15 protein-coding genes, 1 tRNA gene and 1 pseudogene are annotated in these 20676 nt (G+C 41.5%); 13 read left to right on the forward strand and 4 right to left on the reverse strand.

Translation table 11 applies throughout. The annotated features are described in order from the left end of the window. Positions 1-203 precede the first annotated feature (203 nt). The gene (gene aroA, locus ISX59_RS16260) at positions 204-1454 is read right to left on the reverse strand and encodes a 3-phosphoshikimate 1-carboxyvinyltransferase (protein WP_220576068.1); all 1251 of its coding nucleotides are present in this window, start codon (positions 1452-1454) and stop codon (positions 204-206) included. Positions 1455-1737: 283 nt separating this feature from the next. On the opposite strand from aroA, the gene ISX59_RS16265 reads away from it, so the two are divergent. The 6 genes from ISX59_RS16265 to ISX59_RS16290 all read left to right on the forward strand — a co-directional run bounded on the left by ISX59_RS16265 (position 1738) and on the right by ISX59_RS16290 (position 10312). Beyond that, positions 1738-2613: an AraC family transcriptional regulator gene (locus ISX59_RS16265; RefSeq protein WP_122141565.1), complete on the forward strand. Its 876-nt coding sequence runs from the start codon at positions 1738-1740 to the stop codon at positions 2611-2613. Positions 2614-2624: 11 nt separating this feature from the next. Continuing rightward, entirely contained in the window at positions 2625-3794 is a 1170-nt protein-coding gene (locus ISX59_RS16270) for a HAMP domain-containing sensor histidine kinase (protein ID WP_122296799.1), read from the forward strand. Positions 3795-4071: 277 nt separating this feature from the next. Further along, a complete protein-coding gene (locus ISX59_RS16275; protein WP_005810500.1) occupies positions 4072-6033 on the forward strand; it encodes a family 20 glycosylhydrolase in 1962 nt (653 codons plus the stop codon). Between the two features lie 329 nt (positions 6034-6362). After that, positions 6363-7682: a TolC family protein gene (locus ISX59_RS16280; RefSeq protein ID WP_022011420.1), complete on the forward strand. Its 1320-nt coding sequence runs from the start codon at positions 6363-6365 to the stop codon at positions 7680-7682. Between the two features lie 11 nt (positions 7683-7693). Beyond that, positions 7694-8728 carry an HlyD family secretion protein gene (locus ISX59_RS16285; protein ID WP_005810496.1) on the forward strand — a complete coding sequence of 345 codons (1035 nt, stop codon included), beginning with the start codon at positions 7694-7696 and terminating at the stop codon, positions 8726-8728. A 3-nt stretch (positions 8729-8731) separates the two neighbouring features. Next, positions 8732-10312: a hypothetical protein gene (locus tag ISX59_RS16290; RefSeq protein ID WP_220576069.1), complete on the forward strand. Its 1581-nt coding sequence runs from the start codon at positions 8732-8734 to the stop codon at positions 10310-10312. Between the two features lie 203 nt (positions 10313-10515). Here the strand turns inward: ISX59_RS16290 and ISX59_RS16295 are convergent. Next, a pseudogene (locus ISX59_RS16295) lies at positions 10516-11605 on the reverse strand (acyltransferase). 305 nt (positions 11606-11910) lie between these two features. Further along, a tRNA-Pro gene (locus tag ISX59_RS16300) sits at positions 11911-11984 on the reverse strand. Between the two features lie 472 nt (positions 11985-12456). Here ISX59_RS16300 and ISX59_RS16305 point away from each other — a divergent pair. The 6 genes from ISX59_RS16305 (at position 12457) to ISX59_RS16330 (ending at position 17782) form a co-directional block, all read left to right on the forward strand. After that, on the forward strand, positions 12457-13701 hold the full coding sequence (locus ISX59_RS16305; protein ID WP_220576070.1) for a site-specific integrase: 1245 nt from the start codon (positions 12457-12459) through the stop codon (positions 13699-13701). 2 nt (positions 13702-13703) lie between these two features. Beyond that, entirely contained in the window at positions 13704-14489 is a 786-nt protein-coding gene (locus tag ISX59_RS16310) for an AlpA family transcriptional regulator (RefSeq protein WP_053873550.1), read from the forward strand. A 52-nt stretch (positions 14490-14541) separates the two neighbouring features. Continuing rightward, complete coding sequence (locus tag ISX59_RS16315; protein ID WP_053873551.1) at positions 14542-15537, forward strand: phage/plasmid replication protein; 996 nt, start codon at positions 14542-14544, stop codon at positions 15535-15537. A gap of 528 nt (positions 15538-16065) precedes the next feature. Beyond that, positions 16066-16644, forward strand: a complete 579-nt coding sequence (locus tag ISX59_RS16320; protein WP_055288484.1) for an MjaI family restriction endonuclease — start codon at positions 16066-16068, stop codon at positions 16642-16644. A 5-nt stretch (positions 16645-16649) separates the two neighbouring features. Continuing rightward, positions 16650-17423, forward strand: a complete 774-nt coding sequence (locus ISX59_RS16325; RefSeq protein ID WP_055288483.1) for an MjaI family restriction endonuclease — start codon at positions 16650-16652, stop codon at positions 17421-17423. A 5-nt stretch (positions 17424-17428) separates the two neighbouring features. Further along, complete coding sequence (locus ISX59_RS16330) at positions 17429-17782, forward strand: hypothetical protein (protein WP_055288482.1); 354 nt, start codon at positions 17429-17431, stop codon at positions 17780-17782. Between the two features lies 1 nt (position 17783). On the opposite strand, the gene ISX59_RS16335 is transcribed toward ISX59_RS16330, so the two are convergent. Next, complete coding sequence (locus ISX59_RS16335) at positions 17784-18896, reverse strand: site-specific DNA-methyltransferase (RefSeq protein ID WP_220576071.1); 1113 nt, start codon at positions 18894-18896, stop codon at positions 17784-17786. Between the two features lie 498 nt (positions 18897-19394). Between ISX59_RS16335 and ISX59_RS16340 the strand changes: the two genes are divergently transcribed. Further along, positions 19395-20489 carry a hypothetical protein gene (locus tag ISX59_RS16340; RefSeq protein WP_250703095.1) on the forward strand — a complete coding sequence of 365 codons (1095 nt, stop codon included), beginning with the start codon at positions 19395-19397 and terminating at the stop codon, positions 20487-20489. The last annotated feature ends 187 nt before the right edge of the window (positions 20490-20676 follow it).

A 20676-nucleotide genomic window follows, 5' to 3' on the forward strand; every position in this document is an offset into this window, starting at 1 on the left:
GTTGATTATTCTTGAAGTTATTGCACCCTGCCTCCCGAAGTCGGAACTTTGCGGAGGCAGGGTTTGCTTTTTCCCGGAATCGGCCTTGGGAGGTGTTCTGTGATGGGGCTGGAGACGTCTCTGTATTCAGCTTTCTGTGTCTGCCGTCCGGAGGGTAGGAGAAACGGGATTGGATGATCTGTTTTTATAAGATAATCTAAACCTTACTGTTTGCTGCTTGTTTCTGCTGCATGTGCCTCGATCACAAAACCGGCTTTGCGCAAATCGTCCCAATATCCGGGATATGACTTGGATACGACCTGCGGCTCATCGATCTGTATTGTCGGATAATGAATCGCTGCCGGGGCAAAAGCCATGGCCATGCGGTGATCTTCATACGTCTTTATGACGGGACATGCCTGCGGCTCTATGCGTTCGCCGTTCCAGTACAGAATGCTGTCGTCCTCGTCATGTAACACATACCCCAGTTTCTTCATTTCCGCTTTAAGAGCTTCGATGCGGTCTGTCTCTTTGATTTTGAGGCTTTGCAACCCGGTGAACCGGAAAGGGACATCCAGTAATGCACAAGTGACCACAAACGTCTGCGCCAGATCCGGGATGTCGACGAAATCTTCATCCAGCCGTTTGACACAGCTGCCGTTTTTCCTCAGCCGTATGCCTTCTTCCGTATATTCGGTTTCTATTCCCAGCCTGGCAAATACCTCCGCTCCCCGGCTGTCCCCCTGATAGCTGTGGCGGAACAGTCCGGTCAGTTCAATATCCGCTTCGGAAGACAAGACAGCCATCTGATACCAGTAAGAGGCTGCGCTCCAGTCGCTCTCTACAGTAAACGGGACGCAGCGGTAAGGCTGTGGCTCGACCGAGATGCTTTGGTCCGACGTCCACCGGGCCGATGCACCGAAGTCCTTCATCAGTTGCAGGGTCAGGTTGATATACGGGCGCGAGACGACCTCACCCGTCAGCCGGAGCTGCAAACCGTTTTTCAGGATCGGCCCGATCATCAGCAAGGCCGAAATGTATTGTGAACTCACGTTGCCCTTCAATGTAATTTCGTTGCCGGTCAGTGGTGCCCCTTCAATCCGCAGGGGCGGGAAACCCTCGTTGCGGGTATATTCGATACTGGCTCCCAGTTCCCGTAAGGCGTTCACCAATATCTGTATGGGGCGCTGCTGCATCCGTTCCGTCCCGGTGATGATGTGAGTGCCCGGCGTACTGCTCAGATAGGCTGTCAGGAAGCGCATGGCCGTTCCGGCGGCAAGGATGTCGATTACTTCCCCGCCCTCTGTCAGAGCCTTAACCATGACCCTCGTGTCGTCACAGTCGGACAAGTTCGAAAGCGCGTCATTGCCCTTCGACAGTGCATGGATGATAAGCGCACGGTTGCTGATACTTTTTGACGCCGGAAGCTGGATGGTGGCCTTTATGTGCGAAGGCGCTGAGAGTAGATAACGCATGATCTTTGTTGCTATAGTTATTTTGGTTGCAAAAATAGGAAATCTATTCTTTTCCGTCCCTATCCCTTTCTTAAAATATTAAAGATATGAACGGAATCCAATATACATTAACAGGGCGAACAAACAGATGCGGAATAGGTTGTTTATAGGCTTATAGACATTTTGTTTATAAAAAAATGTCAAGAAGAGCCCCCATATTTCCGTATTATGATACCAAAAGTCTTGTGCGGTAACGGGGTTAGCATAGTTATTTTACTTTTGTATCAACAATGAAAGAATTCTGATGCCAAACAGGGATAGTGAGAAATTGATAACAGATAGTTATGCCACGACTTTATTGGGGGATGAACTCATGGTTTGTGAGAATATGAAGCACATTCGTGTGACCTCTGCTCCTTCCTATACTGAAGCTGGAATGATTATTTTATGTTTGAGAGGGACCGCTAAGGTTTGTATCTTTGACAATATCCACATTCTTACGAAGAACGAGCTGGCAGTTATTCTGCCTGGGCAATTGGTTTCGATAACCGAGTTGAGCAGTGATTTTCTTTGTGATATAGTCGTGCTCTCCCGTGCGCTTTTTGATGATACGTTGAGTGGGTTCAGTCGCTTTTCTCCTCTTTTCTATGTTTATATGAGGAGCCATTACTGGTACGAACTGACCGGAGAAGAGATCGGGCGGTTTAAGCGTTTTTATGAATCGCTCTCAGAACGGGCCAAAGATCCTACCCACTTTTTCAGGAGAGAGTCCGTACTGCTGTTGTTGAGGATTTTTTATCTGGACATCTACAACGACTATTATGGCAAGTCCCATCTGGTGAAAGGAGAGTCGGACTTGGGTAAAAGCAAGTTGGCACATGAGTTCTTTTGTTTGATAATGCAGCATTACAGAGAACATAAAGATGTCGCCTTTTATGCCGACAAATTGTGTATCACCTCCAAATATCTGTCGATGGTGATAAAAGAAGCAAGCGGAAAGACGGCGAAAGATTGGATTGTAGAGTATACCATTTTAGAGATCAAAGCCATGCTGAAGAACTCTACCATGAATATACAGGAGATATCCATCAAGACAAATTTTGCGAACCAGTCGTCATTGGGACGCTTTTTCAGGAAGCATACCGGGATGACACTCACAGAATATCGTATGTATCAATAAATAACGCATAAATGAAACAAAAAGAACAAACCGAACTGTTGCGGACTCAGCAGATGCTGAATGAAGTGAACCGCAAGCTGCTGATGACGCTTGGGGTTGCAGAGGTTTTCCCATGGAAATGGGAACTGGCGGAACGTATGGTCTGGTTTGATGCCCGTCCGTCGGACGATCCCGAAGGGTGGGAGATTATTCATAATGATTTGTTCCCGGTTTCTATTACGCGTGTTTACGAGGGCATATACAAGGAAGACCGCCCCCGTGTGGTCAGGGCCTGTCGCGAATTGCTGGATGGCAAAGCCAAGAAAGTAGTTATTGAACTCCGTTTCTGGGCCAAAAAGAAAGAAGGACTGGTGTTGGAGTGGTTGGAGATGCATGCCATCCCCGGTAAGTACGACGGGAATGGCAAGTTGCTGACGGTAGAAGGCTCGCTGATGTCGATTTCCAAACGGAAGGCCTTGGAAGAAGAGCTGACAGCCGCCAAGGAAAGGGCGGAAGAATCAAACCGGCTGAAGTCGGCATTGATTGCCAACATGAACCACGAGATACGTACTCCCTTGAATGCGATTGTCGGTTTTGCATCCCTTCTTTCCATTGTGGACGATGAGAAGGAGCGGCAGGAATATATCGGCTTGATACAAAGCAATACGGAACATCTTTTGCGGTTGATGAACGATGTGATCGACCTCTCTAACATTGAGTCGGGTGTGATGAATATGGCCGGTTCGGATGTTCTCCTCGACCCGTTGATGAAGGAGATAGAACAGATATACAGGCCCAAGGCGGAATCACGTAACCTCGTGTTGGCTTGGGACGGAGAGCAACTCGGAGGGCATATTTACACAGACCGGGGCCGGTTGATACAGATATTGGAGCATCTGCTGTGTAACGCCATAAAGTTCACGTTGAAAGGAACGGTCCGCTTAGGTTATCGGAAGAAAGAGGAAGGACGGATCTGGTTTTACGTAACGGATACCGGATGTGGTATTCCCGAAGAGAAAAAGGAACTTATATTTGAACGTTTTGTGAAACTTGACGACTTTGTGCAGGGGCTGGGACTCGGATTGCCCCTTTGTAAAATCATTGTCGACCGATTGCACGGAACAATTGGGGTGGACTCAAAGGTCGGAGAAGGATCGACTTTCTGGTTTACTCTCCCCGATTTGTCCGGTAAACTTATTTAAGATCTACGGATGAGAGACCGTGAGGTTCCCTGAAAAGGACTTCTGTAGCAAGTTGGTGTTTGCCATCAGCTTGATGTTTGTTTTGTTTGTGATGAGGTCACCGTTTCAGCGGAAACAAAGACCCCGCGTTGGCACTTCAGCGGATATGTAATTTTGTCTGCCGGGGTGCCAACTTTCTTTTATTTTGAACAGAATGTTGTACAATCGATAGATTTACATTACTTTTGGTTCCGCAATCGGATGTCCGGTTGAATTAACCCTTTTATAACGACACGATATGAAACTTGTTAACCGATTCTTTATGATTCTTGTGGCACTATGCCTGGTTTGTCCCGGCATCAGTGCAGTTGTTAATCCCAAACCTTTTGTGATTCCCGAACTGAAAGAGTGGAAAGGTGCCGAAGGAGCGTTTGTGCCTACCGAAGCTACAAAGATTGTCTGTCCCGCCAATCAGCCGGAACTGTTGCGCATAGCCCGTATGCTGGCCGATGATTGTGAAACAATGTTCGGCTATAAACCCGAAGTGGTACAGGGCAAAGGCGGAGCCGGCGACGTGATCCTTGCCATCCGCGCAGATAAAAAGTTGGGTAAAGAAGGTTATACGGTAAAAGTAACCGACCGTATCTTGCTGACTGCTCCCGAAAGTATAGGCGTATATTGGGGAACCCGTACTTTGCTCCAGATCGCGGAACAAAGTGAAAACCACCAGTTCCCGAAAGGAACTTTGCGCGATTTTCCCGACTATGCCGTGCGTGGCTTCATGATAGACTGCGGACGTAAGTTTATTCCTCTTGCTTTCCTTCAGGACTATGTGAAGATCATGGCTTATTACAAGATGAATACTTTGCAGATTCACCTGAATGATAATGGCTTTAAACAGTACTTTGAACATGATTGGTCGAAGACTTATGCTGCGTTCCGTCTGGAGTCGGATACGTATCCCGGACTGACTGCCGAAGACGGATATTACACTAAACGTGAATTTATCGACTTGCAAAAGCTGGCCGAGAATCTTTATGTAGAGATCATTCCCGAGATCGATGCTCCGGCACATACTCTTGCCTTTACACATTATAAACCGGAGATCGGCAGCAAAGAATATGGCATGGATCACCTCGACTTGTTCAATCCTGAAACTTATAAGTTTATGGATGGTCTCTTTAAGGAGTATCTGGAAGGAGACGAACCGGTATTCCGTGGAAAGAAAGTGCATATCGGTACTGACGAATATTCTAATAAAAAGAAAGATGTGGTAGAGAAGTTCCGTGCTTTCACCGACCACTATATCCGTTATGTAGAGAGTTTTGGCAAGCAGGCTTGCGTATGGGGAGCGCTGACACATGCCAAAGGTGATACACCGGTGAAATCGGAGAATGTGATCATGAGTGCCTGGTACAATGGCTATGCCAATCCGAAAGATATGATCGAACAGGGATATAAGCTGATCAGTATTCCTGATGGGCTGGTATACATCGTTCCGGCTGCCGGATACTATTATGACTACCTGAACACGAAGTATCTGTATGAGAACTGGACCCCTGTACACATCGGCAAAGCAGTTTTCCCGGAGAAAGATCCTTCTGTCCTGGGTGGTATGTTTGCCGTATGGAACGACCATGTAGGCAACGGTATCTCGACAAAAGATATTCACCACCGCGTTTATCCGGCTTTGCAGACTTTGGCTGTGAAGATGTGGACAGGAAAAGATACGTCTGTTCCTTATGCCGACTTCGACAAACAACGTAATGCCATCAGTGAGGCTCCGGGTGTGAACCAACTCGGGCGTATCGGTACAGCACCGGGGTTGGTATACGAGCAGGCCTCTGTTGCCCCGGGCAGCAAGACACCCCATCGCGAAATCGGATACGACTATCTGGTGACATTCGATATTGACGGAGCCGACGAAGCAAAGGGTACAGAACTGTTCCGTTCGCCCGATGCCGTATTCTATCTCTCCGATCCGATTCGTGGTATGTTAGGTTTTGCCCGCGACGGTTATTTGAATACATTTAGTCACCGTATCCACAAAGGTGAGAAAGCAACCATCGGTATCAGTGGTGATAATAAGTCGACCCGTTTACTTATCAACGGTCAGGTGGTAGAGGAAATGAATACTCAGAAACTTTACTATAATGCCGGAAAGGATTCTATGAATTATGTCCGTACTTTGGTTTTCCCATTAGAGAAAGCCGGGAAGTTTGATAGCAAGATTACGAATCTGAAAGTCTATAAGAAATAAGACATTAATCTGAATAAAGAGAGGGAGTTTGGCTGCGTGCCTGGCTCCCTCTCTTGGTTTTCGGAGAGGCTGTATGAAAAAAATAACCTCTTCCGTTGCCACCTGAATCTTGTTTTTTTGTAACTTTGTCCCCCGGATGGAGCATAAAGTTCCACGAGACGAATGAAACAGAAACACAGAAAGCCCCGTTTTGAGTCCTTTCAAGGTATACTAACCAAACTTGCACTCTTCCATCAGTGGGGAAGAGAAAATTCGGATTAGGTAAGTCCCTTTACCTGATTTTTCCTCTTTACATTTTATTATTTCTTAAAATTCATAAGTAACAACGTATGAACAAATTCACTTTGTTCATAATGATGCTCTATGCGTCATTATGTCCCTTGAGCGTGTATGCTCAGGAAGCGGCACGACAAACCATGTCCATTGAAGAGATGTTTTCGCTTGCCGACCAGAACAGTAAATCGTTGCGTCCGTGCGCAACCGGTATCAGTGAAGCACACGAAGGCGTGAGGGTTGCTAAAAATGCCCGTCTGCCCGAGATTGAGGCCTCTTTGTCATTCAGCTATCTGGGAGATGCATTGCTGACAGACCGTAATTTTTCGAATGGGTCCAATGCGTCAATGCCGCATTATGGCAATAATTTTGCAATAGAAGCCACGCAAGTGGTATATGCGGGAGGAGCCATCACGAATAGTATTGCCATTGCCCGTTTGCAGGAAGAGATGGCCCGTCTGAATCTGGATACAAGCCGCGATAAGGTGCGCTTTCTGCTGATTGGGTATTATCTGGACCTGTTCAAACAACAGAACATGTTACAGGTATATGAGAAGAATATTGAACAGACTAAACAGGTTATCGGGGAACTCCACGCGAAGGAGGCTGAAGGAGTCGTTCTGAAAAACGACATCACCCGATACGAGTTGTTGTTGGCCAATCTGGAATTGACCCGTACACAGATTGAAAATACAATCTCCATCCTGAATAACAATTTGACCACCAGCCTGGGGCTGCCGGAAAATGTCAGTATACAGCCGGACACTACCATTCTTTCGAAAGCTCTGCCTGTTGAAGCTAAAGAGAACTGGACTACTGCCGCTTACGCGAACTCTCCCGTATTGAAACAGATGTCGCTTGCAGTCCAAATGAGCAGACATCAGCAGAAGATTACCCGATCGGAGCGGATCCCGAAGGTGGCTCTGTTTGCCGGTAGCAAACTGGATGGACCTATTACCATCGAAGTTCCTCCCATCAATAAGAACCTTAACTATTGGTATGTAGGAGTGGGGTTGAAGTATAATTTCTCTTCTCTGTTTAAGGCTGACAAGGCCGTTGCCAGGGATAAGTTTGCCATCCGGCGGAGTACAGAGCAGTATGAAGATGCCAAAGAGCAAACCGAACTGGCCGTCAATGCAGGACAGGTGAAATATCTGGAAACTTATGTGGAACTGAATACCCAGCGGAAAAGTGTGGAACTCGCCAATCTGAACTATGCCGTTATCCGTGACCGCTATAAAAATGATATGGCACTGATCACCGATATGCTGGATGCCAGTAACTCAAAACTTGCTGCCGAGGTGCAACTGGTAAATGCACAGATCAATATTGTATTTAATTATTATAAACTTCTGTATATCTCCGGAACTATCTAAAATCAATCGTTATGAATAAGAAAACTAAAAAACTGGCGTTTAATATCTCTGTTATTATCGTGTTGCTTCTGGCCCTCGGTTGGGTCTGCTCCCGTTTTATCCATTGGGGAAATGTGGAGTTTACGGACAATGCGCAGGTGCGTCAACACATCGTACCCGTCAACTGCCGGGTACAGGGTTTCATCAGGAAAATCTATTTTACGGAGTATCAGACGGTGCATAAAGGTGATACACTGGCCTTGATAGAAGATGCCGAGTTCCGTTTCAGACTGGCACAGGCAGAGGCTGATTATCAGAATGCCTTATCGGGTAAGACCGTGATGACTTCGTCCATCCATACCATTCAGAACAATATTTCCGTATCCGATGCCAGCATTCAGGAGGCTAAAATACGTATGGATAATGCCGGACGCGAATATAAACGTTATCAGAACTTGTTGGAACGGGATGCCGTTACCCGTCAGCAATACGATGCGGTGAAAACAAATTTTGAAGCATCGAAAGCACGTTACGAACTGTTACTTCGTCAGAAAAAGTCGACAGCACTCGTCAAGCAGGAGCAGACGGAACGCTTGGAACAGACCGAAGCCGGTATAAAACTGGCAGAAGCAGCTCTGGAAATAGCCAGGTTAAACCTTTCGTATACAGTGATTACGGCTCCTTGCGACGGAACTACCGGACGAAAAGAGATCCAGGAAGGTGTATTGGTACAGCCCGGACAAACATTGGTCAATCTGGTAGACGAAAACGATAAATGGGTGGTTGCTAATTATAAGGAAACCCAAACAACCCATATTGGTGAAGGTTATCCGGTCGATATTGAAGTAGATGCTATTCCCGGAGTAGTGTTTAAAGGGGTGGTAAAATCTGTTTCGCAGGCAACGGGGGCAAGTTTCTCTCTTCTTCCGCAGGATAATTCTGCAGGCAATTTTGTGAAGGTAGAGCAGCGTATTCCCGTACGTATCGAGTTTTCGGACGGAAACAAACCCGAAGACATGAAGCGTCTGCGTGCCGGAATGAATGTGGAATGTGTGGTAAACTATTAAAGTATGCATGAAATAACTCCTTTTGCCATTCCGGCAATGCGTGATTTTGTACCGGAGAAGCTGAGGCCGTGGATTGTAATCCTCTTTGTTATCATCTTCCAGTTCTCCGGAGGTGTCTATCTGGCCGCAGTCAGTGAGATGGTCGGCTCGACGGCATTGATGCAGGAAGATATTATGATGGCGGGTTATGCTTCTCTGGTAGGGATGTCGCTGACGTTTGCCATTATGTTCCGTCTGAAGTTCCGTTTTCCTTCGAAAACCACTTTCCTGACATGTGGTATTGCCATTATTTTGTGTAATCTGATATGTATGTATACCCGCAGTGTGCCGCTATTGGTGACGGTTTGTTTCTTTGGTGGAATTTTCAGGATGTGGGCTACCTTTGAATGTAACTCTACCATCCAGCTTTGGCTTACCCCTCAGAGAGATCTTTCTGTCTTCTTCTGTTATATCTATCTGTTGGTGCAGGGCTGTCTTCAACTGTCAGGACTGATAACCGTTTATACTGCTTTCTGGATTAAATGGGAATATATGCATTGGTTGATTATTGCTTTATTGCTGCTTGTGATGATAGCGACTATGATTCTGTTCCGCAATTACCGTTCGATGCCAAAGTTACCACTCTTCGGCATTGACTGGCTGGGCGCTTTGATGTGGGGGATTGTGATTTTATGCATAATCTTTGTCTGTGTGTATGGCGAACATTACGATTGGTATGAGTCAGTCTACATTCGGGTGGCAACCGTGGGAGGAATAACAGTCCTGTTATTGAACCTGTGGCGGGCTTCTTTCATTCGTCACCCGTTCATTGCGTTGGCTACCTGGCGGTTTAAAGCGGTTTATCTCACATTTCTGCTTTACATTGTCGTCGATATCTTATTGGCACCTTCGCATTTGTTTGAACATATCTATATGGAAGCTGTGCTTGGTTATGATTCTTTGAATGTGATTTCGCTCAATTGGATGTTATTATTGGGAACGGTTGTAGGCAGTGTTTTTACGTTTTATACCTTTTCCCGCCGTAAATGGTGTTATCGGACGATGACCGTCATTGCATTTCTTGCTATCACCGGTTATTTGATGATGTTTTATTTTACTATCGACTACGGCTTGTCCAAGGAGGTTTTGATGCTTCCTCTTTTTTTGCGTAGTTTCGGATATGTGATCATTGCCATTTGTTTTATTACAGCACTTTCACGTGTGCCGTTTCAGAACTTTTTTGAAGCGGTGTCTGTCCAGGCGTTTGTCAGTGCCAGTTTTGGTGGAGCACTCGGTGCGGCCGTTCTCGAGCGAGCCTTGAGTGTGGTGATGAAGAAGAATACGATGTTGCTGGGCAGTGCACTGGATGCAGTTCATCCACAGGCAAGCCACATCCCTTTAGGGCAACTATCCGAGATCTTACAACAACAGGCCCTGATGGTTTCCATGAAAGAGCTGTACGGATGGCTTACGTTGATCAGTCTGTTTTGCCTGATGCTGTTTTGGATCAGTCATAATTCTGTTCGTCCGCTCCATGCCTTGCATCCCAGATACCGGGTGATACGTCGTTATATCAAGCACGAATTGAGGGCTGTTAAACGATAGGGGCATTTATACTTTTTATCTTTATATATTCAGAGTTGAGCCCCTGTCCGGAATATACTGGACAGGGGCTCACTGTTATTTGTTTCTACATTAAAAATCTGATCTGATTCAGAGGAACGTATGTCTCTGATTATTAGTTGTCTGATTCAGTATCCTATGGTATTTGCAATATTCCATTTTATAACAGTTCCCATAGCGGATATTTATCCTATTATCCATTTACTGCCCGGGATGAATGAGATGATCTTTGCAGTTACGAAGCAGCAGATGAATGTACTGACAGCGATACATGGTATGGCAGCGACAGTAGGAAGTGCCAGTGTATGTTTGAACACTGTAGCCCATAACCCGAGCCAGAATATGTGCATAAGATACATGCCATAGCTGAGTTTCGATATTTCTGTAATGAGCCGTGGGGCTTTTTGACTGTTTATACATGTAAAAAGAAGGAATGTACCCGCTGTGAGAAGTACACAGTTGATTGTGCAGAAAGCCCATCCTATTTCTATTTCGGGTGTGGGGAGAATTTCTCCGGGTATGGCTTGGACATAGAAAGAGTAGATGGTTAATATTGCTCCGGCGACCATTGAAATAATTCCTACAGTGAGACGTTTGGAACGGTTCCAAGTGAGATGGACATGTATGTAATGTGCCAGTACAAGATATCCCAAGTAACCTGAGAAGTACCACAACATGTGGTATTCGTTCCAAAAACATTGTCCCCATACTTCACCGCACCAACGGTTTAGATAGGGTATACATGTTGATAATAAGAACAATCCGATGAAGAAACGTTCTTCTTTTGCCGTGGCTTTTTTCAGCCATGGCGATATTATGGGTATGAATAAGTAAAGGCTGATCAGAGGGTACATGAACCACAGGTGTCCGGCCAGTGTCGGGAAGTTCAGGAATATCCGTGACAGATCTTTTAAGGAGGTTTCTTCATTTAGCTGCCCCCATAACATTGGCAGGGTACTGTATAGTATCATGAAGATGAAAAATGGTGGTACGATGCGGATGAAGCGTTGGCGGTAGAATTGCCATGTGGTCTGTCCTTCTTTCATCGGCGCAAGAAGAAAGGCTGAGACAATCATGAACAGCGGCACGGCCATGCGTGAAAAGCCATCGTAGACAGCTACCCATAGCCGGTCTGCTTCACTGGGTAGATAAGACTGTGGTCCGGCCATATCTGTGGATCCGGCGGCACCGTAGAAATTTTCACTGGCGTGTACGATCATAACGAGGAAGCACGCGAATACGCGTACATAATCTAAAAAAAACAATGCGTTTCATTTTTGTTTGAGTTTTCTTGTTAATAAGACGATTTTTATTTTGTGTTTTTATGCGAAGTATCCATTTATAGTGGACATACCCCGTTTATTTTCCGGATGCTGTTTTATTTGGGGCAAAGATAGAAAAAAACTTGAGATACTGAGTAATATGTGGAAATAATCAGGGGAATTGCATTGAATATTCAACGTTCTGCTTTTTCTCTATTTGCAGTGTAGGTGTTGTAACGGTGAAAATGGGAATCAAACTATCAGATAAAAAGAAAAGGAGTTAAGTTTGATTCTTAACTCCTTATTTCATTCAATTCGTCGGGATGACAAGATTCGAACTTGCGACCACACGCCCCCCAGACGCGTACTCTACCGGGCTGAGCTACATCCCGAATTGCGGTTGCAAAAGTAGTGCTTTATTTTTAATCTGCAAATAAATCAGATACTTTTTGTTGTACTGAAATTGCTTGTATTGGTACATTGCGTTCATTATTAGTGTGTTGCTATATATATTTCTACTCTTATTTTGGATTGTTTCTAAAGAAGACTTTATCCGTTTAGACTTTTGTTTTGTCTCAGTCATTTGTATTTAACCTATCTACTTTTGTATGGAATAGGATTATTTTGCTCCAAAACTTTAATAAAACTTTAATCGAAGATAAATACAAAACGGAGGTCTATTCTACTACTACATTTCCGATTATTAATATGAGTTGGGAGTATATTGCAAGAAACCTTCCGTGTATTCATTGTTAACAAATCCTAAATATTTAATTTTAACCGTCAAAAATTTAATCGCGGATTGAGTTTTTACGTTGCACTCGTAGATAACTATATTGTTCACTTAAAAAATAAAAGAAGATTATGGCAAAATTTCGTATTGTGATTCACACGAGCAACAAAAGAAAAGACGGAAGTTACCCTGTTTGCTTACGCATCACCAAAAATGGCAAACTAAAATACATCTATTTAAATTTGTCCGCCTTTGAAAATGAGTGGGATAAGAACGCAGACCGATTTAAAAGGGACAAACGCATGAACCCCAACTATGAGTCGTATAACAACTGGTTGATTAGTTGTGAGGAGCGTAAAAATGAAGTGGTGAATAAGTTTATGAAAGCACAGGTGGATTGGACACTAAACCAATTTGAAGAAGAATTTTTGGGAATTTCGAGACAGGGAAAAATCTATGATTATTGGATGAGGCAGGTGGAGGATTTAAAGGCTACAGGTCACATCGGCAATGGAAAGGTTTATGAACGTGACTTGCACCTGTTCTGCAAATATGACTCTAAGGCAAAAGAACGTTTGTTTTCAGAAATAGACGTGAAATACATTAATCGCTTAAATATGGCTATGGAAAAGAATGGTTGCTGTGGAAATACTCGTATGCACACTTTAAAGACATTGCGTGCTGTAATTAATAAAGCCATTAAAGAAAAAGCAGCCTCAAACAACACCTATCCGTTTGGTAAAGGTGGTTTTGAAATAAACAAATTGGCAGAAGAAACGGCAAAACGCTATTTACTGCCAACGGACTTGGAGTTGATAAAGAACTCGCCTCAACAAAATTTTGTATTGGAGCGTGCCCGTCGGATATACCTCTTTTCTTACTATTGCTTTGGTATGAGTTTCGTTGACATGGCAAATCTAACAATAAACAATATTGAAATGCTGGTAACAGGAGCGCATATCGTGTATAAGAGACAAAAGACGAAAAATGCCAAAAATGTAAAGCCGATAAAAATATTCGTCACTCCTGCTATAAAGGAGCAATTGGAGTGGTTTAAGGCAAACACCCCTGAAACGGGCGAGTATTTACTTCCTATTATAACCAAAGAGTACGATGGTGAGCAATTGTACGAGCATGTACGCTGCCGATACAAACGTATCAATGTCAATTTGAAAAAGCTGGGTAAGGCTTTAGGTATTTCATTGACATTGACTACTTACACCGCACGGCACACAATGGCTATGACCTTACAGAGCAATGATATTCCCCGTGAGATAATAAGCCAAGCCCTGGGGCATAGTAATCTTACGACAACGGCTACATATCTTGCAGGTTTCTCTACAAGTGTTTTAGATAAAGTCGCAAAAATGTTATAATTATGTTCATCACTTACAATATGCCTTTGGGTGACTTGATTAACAAGTCGCTCAGAGGGGAAGCAGCAGTCTGTGAGAGTTGGTTATACACCTATATAAAAAGATTGACTGATGGAGATAAAGGAAAGCTCCGGCAGGCATTAAAGGAAGTTGATTCAGTTGTTACTGTGTGGAAAAGCAGATATTTTATTCCTACTTATGAAGTAAAGGTAAAGTCTGTAACTCAAGGAGGGATGAGTATGAGTAGGCAAGATTTGGATGATACCTACAATGAGGAAGTCTATTTGCAAAAAGAGGGAAAGACAGGTTTGGTGGCGGACTTCCTATATGAAGCAATAGCAAAGTACGGTTTCATTAATGAACATCATCGTGATTCTGTGGAAAGCGCATGGTTGTATAATGACATGGAGTTTTTAAGAAACGAGTGGGAATATTATGTTTTGGCTCAAATAAGGTCGCTACGGGAAATAATTTGTACTATGCTGGGAGTAGTATCGTCAGAGGGGAAAAACGAAAAACAGAAGACCAATAGACCGCTAAAACGGATAGAAGATTATCCGGAGATGTTTGGTATTGATGTTTGTAGTGAGTTGATTGGGCAGTCTAAACATACAATTTATAAACTGACAAGCCATAAAGAAATACCTTGTTATCGTGCGGAAAGTGGGCGAATACTAAGATTTAAGCGTGATGAAATAATAACGTGGATGATGGCTAAAAGGCAAGAAACTAAGCAGGAATTCATTGAAAGCATGGAGTTAGGATTTGTTGCGCGTCTTCGTAAATAGTTAATAAGCTCAATTTTGTATAACATTCTATATACATCTAAATTTTATAGTCATGTATGACAAAATCAAATTAATGCTATATGACCTACCAACAGGGTACGACTGGCAGTCGGTATTAAAACGCATAGTTGTGCAGTCCTACTTTGCTGATGGTACAGGAGGTAGTGGGTTATGGCTTGGACGTAAAGTCATAGCCACTGAAACGTATGTGTCATTCGAGGGCAGTCTTCCTAAATGTCTATGGGGGCATAACCTAAAGACCTTGTCATTAAAGGAAGTACGGGCAGTCATTATGCAGTTAAGCGAGGGTTTAGGCGTACCCATGTATGAGGCAGTGGTGGAGTCTGTGGAGTTTGCACATAACTTTAGCATGACAGAGCCTCCTATTATGTATATGCAGAAGTTGGACGCCATGAAAGCATTTAGACCAAATGGATGGAGTGGTACTAAATACATGGATAATAAAGAGGTACGCTGTAAGTTTTATGACAAGATACAGGAGGCAAAGAAGAAGCGTGAGTTACCCAAATATGGAAGAGAGAACTTACCGAGAAATTTATTGAGGTACGAGGTGACATTTAGCACCAAAGGACTAAATAGGTTGTTTGGCAGGGATATAGTAGCAGAGGAGCTTTGGAGTAAACAGATATTTTGGACGCTGGTTGCAGAGTGGTTTGGATATTATGAGGATATGGTGAAACTGCCTAATGACTGTTGGGATGTGGATTACCGTATTTTTGAGAGTGCCAAAGACTTTGCCAAGTGGTGTATTTGTATAGCAAATGCCGACCAAAACCTGTCTTATTATGTAAAGCATGTCCTGTTTAAACTTCGGGCAAATCCGCAGCCAGCCGACCGTGTCCTACATGGGCAGATACAAAAAAAGATTCAAGACGCATTGGAGTGGGGAAAACAGCATTTGACACTTCCTAATCTCACGGTGGAACTGACAGGCAAAATAGAACAATATCTTGCTTGGCTGTTGGAGCAGTCGGCAGACAGGATGAGCATCGCGGAGGAACGACGAATATTCAATGCCGCCTGTTAATCCTCTTCCTATTCAAATAAGGCTTGGTAATCATCAAAGGGTGTAAATTCCACTTTCCTAAGTTTACTCTTCGGGTGATTATCAAGCCTTATCTTTTAAATGAGGGGTCTGTTGGTCGTGCATAGCCAAAAACTTATCAGATACAATAAAAGTATTCAGTAGGATATAAAAATGGCTTAAACGCTCTAATACGAGGTTGTTTAATTCTATGTGATAAGGTGGTTATGCTCGGTCGATAGAATCCATGCAGGTGGTAAGTAGAGAGGATGTAACACTCTCAAATCTACTTGCATAATAGTGATACAAAGTAATAAATAAAGAGAATAAAGTAGAATTTGTATAATGTAGTCAATAGAAGACCAAAAAGTTATACTGAAAAGACTGGATTATCGTAATTATGGATTCATAGAAATAGTTATAAACAAAGTGATTGTTTTATAGATGTTGAAAAAAAATAGTTTGTAAAGATCACATTCTGAATTAAAATCCATATCTTTGTTATCAATCAATGAGTAAATAACAACAGATATGAAAATAAAAATACCTAATACTGAAATTCAAGAGTTATTGTCGGGAAAAGGATATGAATATCCTAAATATTCTACTCAAATAATGAACTTGGCAAATCAAAATGCTCAAGGTACTCGTCCTCGTATTGTAGGGCAGATGAGTGAGCTTATTCAAGAATTTGGAAGTGGAAGTATGAATGAGTGGGAATCATGGTATCTGAATCGATATCCAGATGCCATTGATTTGGCGACTGAACGAGTCTTTAATATGGTTGAAGAACTAAAGAAGAGCATCGTTTTGATTGATAAGAAGATGATTCGGGAATGGGTTGAAGAGCTTATTGTTGTGAAGACATATGCAGGTTTAAAATTCCAAGAGGCTATTCTAAAGAAGGTTTCTGCTGAATTGCAGGTGGAATATAGATTGGCTACTCCGGAAGAAGAAGCTCAAGGTATAGATGGGATGATTGGTTCTCGTTTTGTAAGTATTAAACCTATTACATATAAAACAATGAATGAATTGTCTGAACACATTGATGTTCCTATAATATATTATGAGAAAAAGAAATCTGAGATTGTCATAGAATTTAATATTTGATTTAAATGGAGGAATTTGTAAATACTATCGATTTGCAGAAGTTTGCATCCACAAATGGGGCTTGGAATGACTTAATGCTTAATGACCCTTGGTCTGTTGGATATGTCACAACTCTTATAGAATTGAAACAATTTAAGACGAAAGAAGAATGGGAAATTTTTTATTATACAAGTGGTAAAGAACGCGATGCTAAAATAGAAGGTTTATCTTTAGAACAACAAGAAATAGTTAATGATTATACTTTAGCAAGAAAAGGTAAGAGCTATATATATACTATTCCTTGGAACTTAAAAAATCTTAATTACCAGTTTGGGCGAACCCCAGAACAGCTTAATGTAAAAGCCAGGGAACTGTTTGAACGTATGAAAGCCTTGGGAAAGGATATTACGTATGAAGAGTGTTGTGAATGTATTCGTTTTAGAGTTATTTGTGAAACATGGAATGGTGTTATTTGTAGAGAACATAATACTGTTCAAAAATTGAAAGAATATTTTCCTAATATTGAACTTATTAAGGTCTCTGGTGAAATAGATTATGAGTATGCTGTTGATTATGAGGTTTTTTACAATGGTAAGCTAGTTTGTGCTATTCAGATAAAGCCTGAATCTTATTTCAATGGAAGTGTACAATACCTTGTCAATGCTCGTAATGCCAATCAACGAAAAAATTCGTCATATACATTAAAAACACAAGTCCCAGTTTTTAATATAAAGTCAACTACATTGGGCGAAATAAAAAATCCGGAGATCTTAAAAGAAATAGGAAGTATTTTAAAATAGAAATTATGAGCACTTTTACCACAAATGAAATTTCTCAGTTGATGTCAGCTCTTGGAAAAGGGGAAGTAAATGCAATTCATGCAGCTGATTTAGCTGCGGTTTTAGGATATTCTTCGAGACCAAATCAAGAAGATTTGAGGGAGCTAATTCGTCAAGCTATTAATCAAGGAGAGTTGATTTTAAGTAGTAATTCTGGCTATTATATCCCTGCTTCTTTGCAAGAGATAGAGGAGGTGCTTAACTCTTTAGAAAGAAGAGCACAGGGAACTTGCGATAGAAGAAATAGTTTATTAGATTCTTGGAATAGTAAAAATCCTACCAATCAATCAAGTTTATGTCATGTTGATGTAAAACCTTGAATTAGAAAAGGGTATATTGACCTTGAGTAATATGCCTGTTGTCACAAAAATGATTAACAGGCATTATTTTTGAATATTCTGCCTTGATTAGTTCATTTTTACCTAATGAAATATTAGTGACATAAGAAATTTCTATATCTCTTTCTTGTGATGTCATTACTGGTATTTGGAGATTGGAATTAAAATGTTTTATTTCTGATTTTATGGCTCTTTCTGTAATAAAATCTTTATGACGATTTAATCGAATTGATATTCCTTCATTTATCATATCCGTAGAATAAGATAGAATATTTTCTTTGCAAAAGTCTAATAAATCCTTATATATTTCATATCCAATACTATTTCTTCCTGTAGCAATTGCAGCTATAGAAGTAGTTCCGGTACCCATAAATGGGTCTAATACTGTATCTCCTTGTAAAGAATACATGTTTATCAATCTATATGGTATTTCAAAAGGAAAAGCAGCACTTCTTGCCCGACTATCAGTTTTATCCATCTTTTGTTTTGTTCCTTTAATATTGTCCCATACGTCAGAGAACCATATGTTTCTTTCTTCCCAGAAGAAAGAGCTTTCTCTACGTTTTAGCTTTGCTTCTGGTGTTTTGAATTCTCTTTTATCACCTTTTCTGAATATTAATATCCATTCGTGTTCTAATGTAACATATGCACCTGCTGGCAACATTCCAGAGCCCATAAATTTATTTGGTGCATTGGTCTGTTTCCTCCATATAATGTTAGGTAAATTGACGAAACCATTAGAAATGAAATATGAAAGAATGCGAGCGTGATTAGGGTATAGGGCAAAATTTCCATTAAGAGTTCTTGTCGCATCTCCTATGTTGACACAAGCAATACCACCGGGAATTAGCACTCTTTTAACTTCATTCCATACTAAGTCCAGTTCTTTGTGCATTAATTCAAATGCTAAATTGCCATTATAGTCTTGCAATGCCTCATTTATTTGAGGATTCTGTTGACTCATTATATCATCCCACATTTCAATCATAGGATATGGAGGAGAAGTAACGACTAATTGGACTGAACTATCTGGGATTTTACTTAAATCCTGAGACTTTCCTAAAAATAGTTTATGTGTAGTTGTAAACTGTTTCATATTTCACTTATATATTCAACGCAAAAGTAGTAATAAAAAGTATATTGCCATTGACTTTGAATTAAAAACAAGATAAAGCGATAGAATTATAACGAGATTTGCAGTAGATTTTTTTTTATGCCGACTTGTAAAGCATCAATAAATGAGTAATTTTGTTCCACGACATCCCTAAAAACGTTTGTAGGACGCTGGATTTTAGTTATATTTGCCCCGTCAATAGGCTAAGGTCTGCTGGCGACATATTAATTAAAGGAAGCGTTTAGCTTTATCCCGTTTTTAGAAATCTGGACAATTTCGAACCACACGGGGATAGACGATACAAACGCTCATGCTAATCTTGTATATATCAGTGATATATATGGCTTGGCGTGGGGTGTCGTTTTATCTCGTGTGGTGGGTTTGTCCAGAACCTCTAAAGACAGATAATTCTAACAGCCTCACGCTATCTTTTTATATAAACCTTTCCTGTCGGGGCTGTGGGGAGCAAATTACAGTATTATGAAAAGGACTTTGCTGTTTCTGATGAGCGTAATAATGGTTCTTTCTGCTTATGCTCAAAACTCCAATTCTATTAAGGCTTTTGAATATCCCGATTATCTGTGTCCTAATCCCTATACGGGTAAACCGATATACGGCGGTAATACATTTGAAATTAGCTATTCAGAAAAGAAAAACTCCTATGGAATGGAGTTTAGATATGGCTATGTAAAATATTCGTTAAGCCTCAGTTATAAAGGTATGGATAATGGAAGATATGTTTATACAGGCTTTGAAATCGGGAATATGACGGAAGTCATTGTAATGACTTCTACAAAACTAAGTCGTTTTCTTGACAATTATGGGCAGATGCAAAGTGAAACGTTTGAAAAGGATAAGCTAATTGAATTACATATAGGTGGTTCGGGGAGTTTGTCGGTCTATCCAATAAAAGATACCCCTGAAAGACGTAAAAGGATAGAGGAAAAAGTTGCTAAACAGGAAGTTGAAAATGCAGCCCGAAATAAACTTGAAGAACTTTATCCGTATGGAGTTCAATACCTACAAGACAGTCTAAAACAACAAGTTGTTAAGGAGTTCTTCGACAATGCCGGTGAGGTTAAATCATTTAATTTACAGCCTCATTCTTTCCATACTTATATCGCTGTTGTTGACACTAATAAACGGGTTGCAGTCATTCAAAAGGATGAAGTTGTATTGAATGCAGAGCTGCAAAATGAGCAATCACATGGTGAAATAGAATACGAACCGTCAAGCACAAGTGGGAAGACTGCGAAAGTTGTTAATAGTAAAGTGTTCTTTAGTATGATATTTCATCCGGAGCTAAATATAAAGGAGCATCGTGGTAAGGTTGTATATGATAAGCATGGATTTTCCTATTTTGAAAATGCTAAGGTAAGTTATGCTGCACCTAATCAATTTATTCCTATTGAGGACATGAAAAAGGCGATTGAAGTAAGTATAACTAAAAAAGGGCAATATTCTTTGTACTGGGAAACACTGGATAACAGGCTTGTCTATTTAAACTATAAAAGAATGGGGACGGGTATTCTTAAAGTACACGAACCTGTTGAGGCTTATTCTATATACGAGTAGCAATTGGTAACAATGAGGCTTCTAACGGAGCGTCTAAGACAAGGGTAGGGCGATGGTTGTCCTACCCTGTTTGTTATATTGGGTTTGTTCCTAATAGAGAGGTAAAAGATTTTTTTTATTGCAACTTTCCTATAACAATTCATTTGATTTTAAGATTGTCTTTAGTTTAGTTTTTATATTGATATTT

This window comes from Bacteroides sp. FSHCM14E1 (assembly GCF_019633785.1).
GTDB lineage: Bacteria > Bacteroidota > Bacteroidia > Bacteroidales > Bacteroidaceae > Bacteroides > Bacteroides hominis.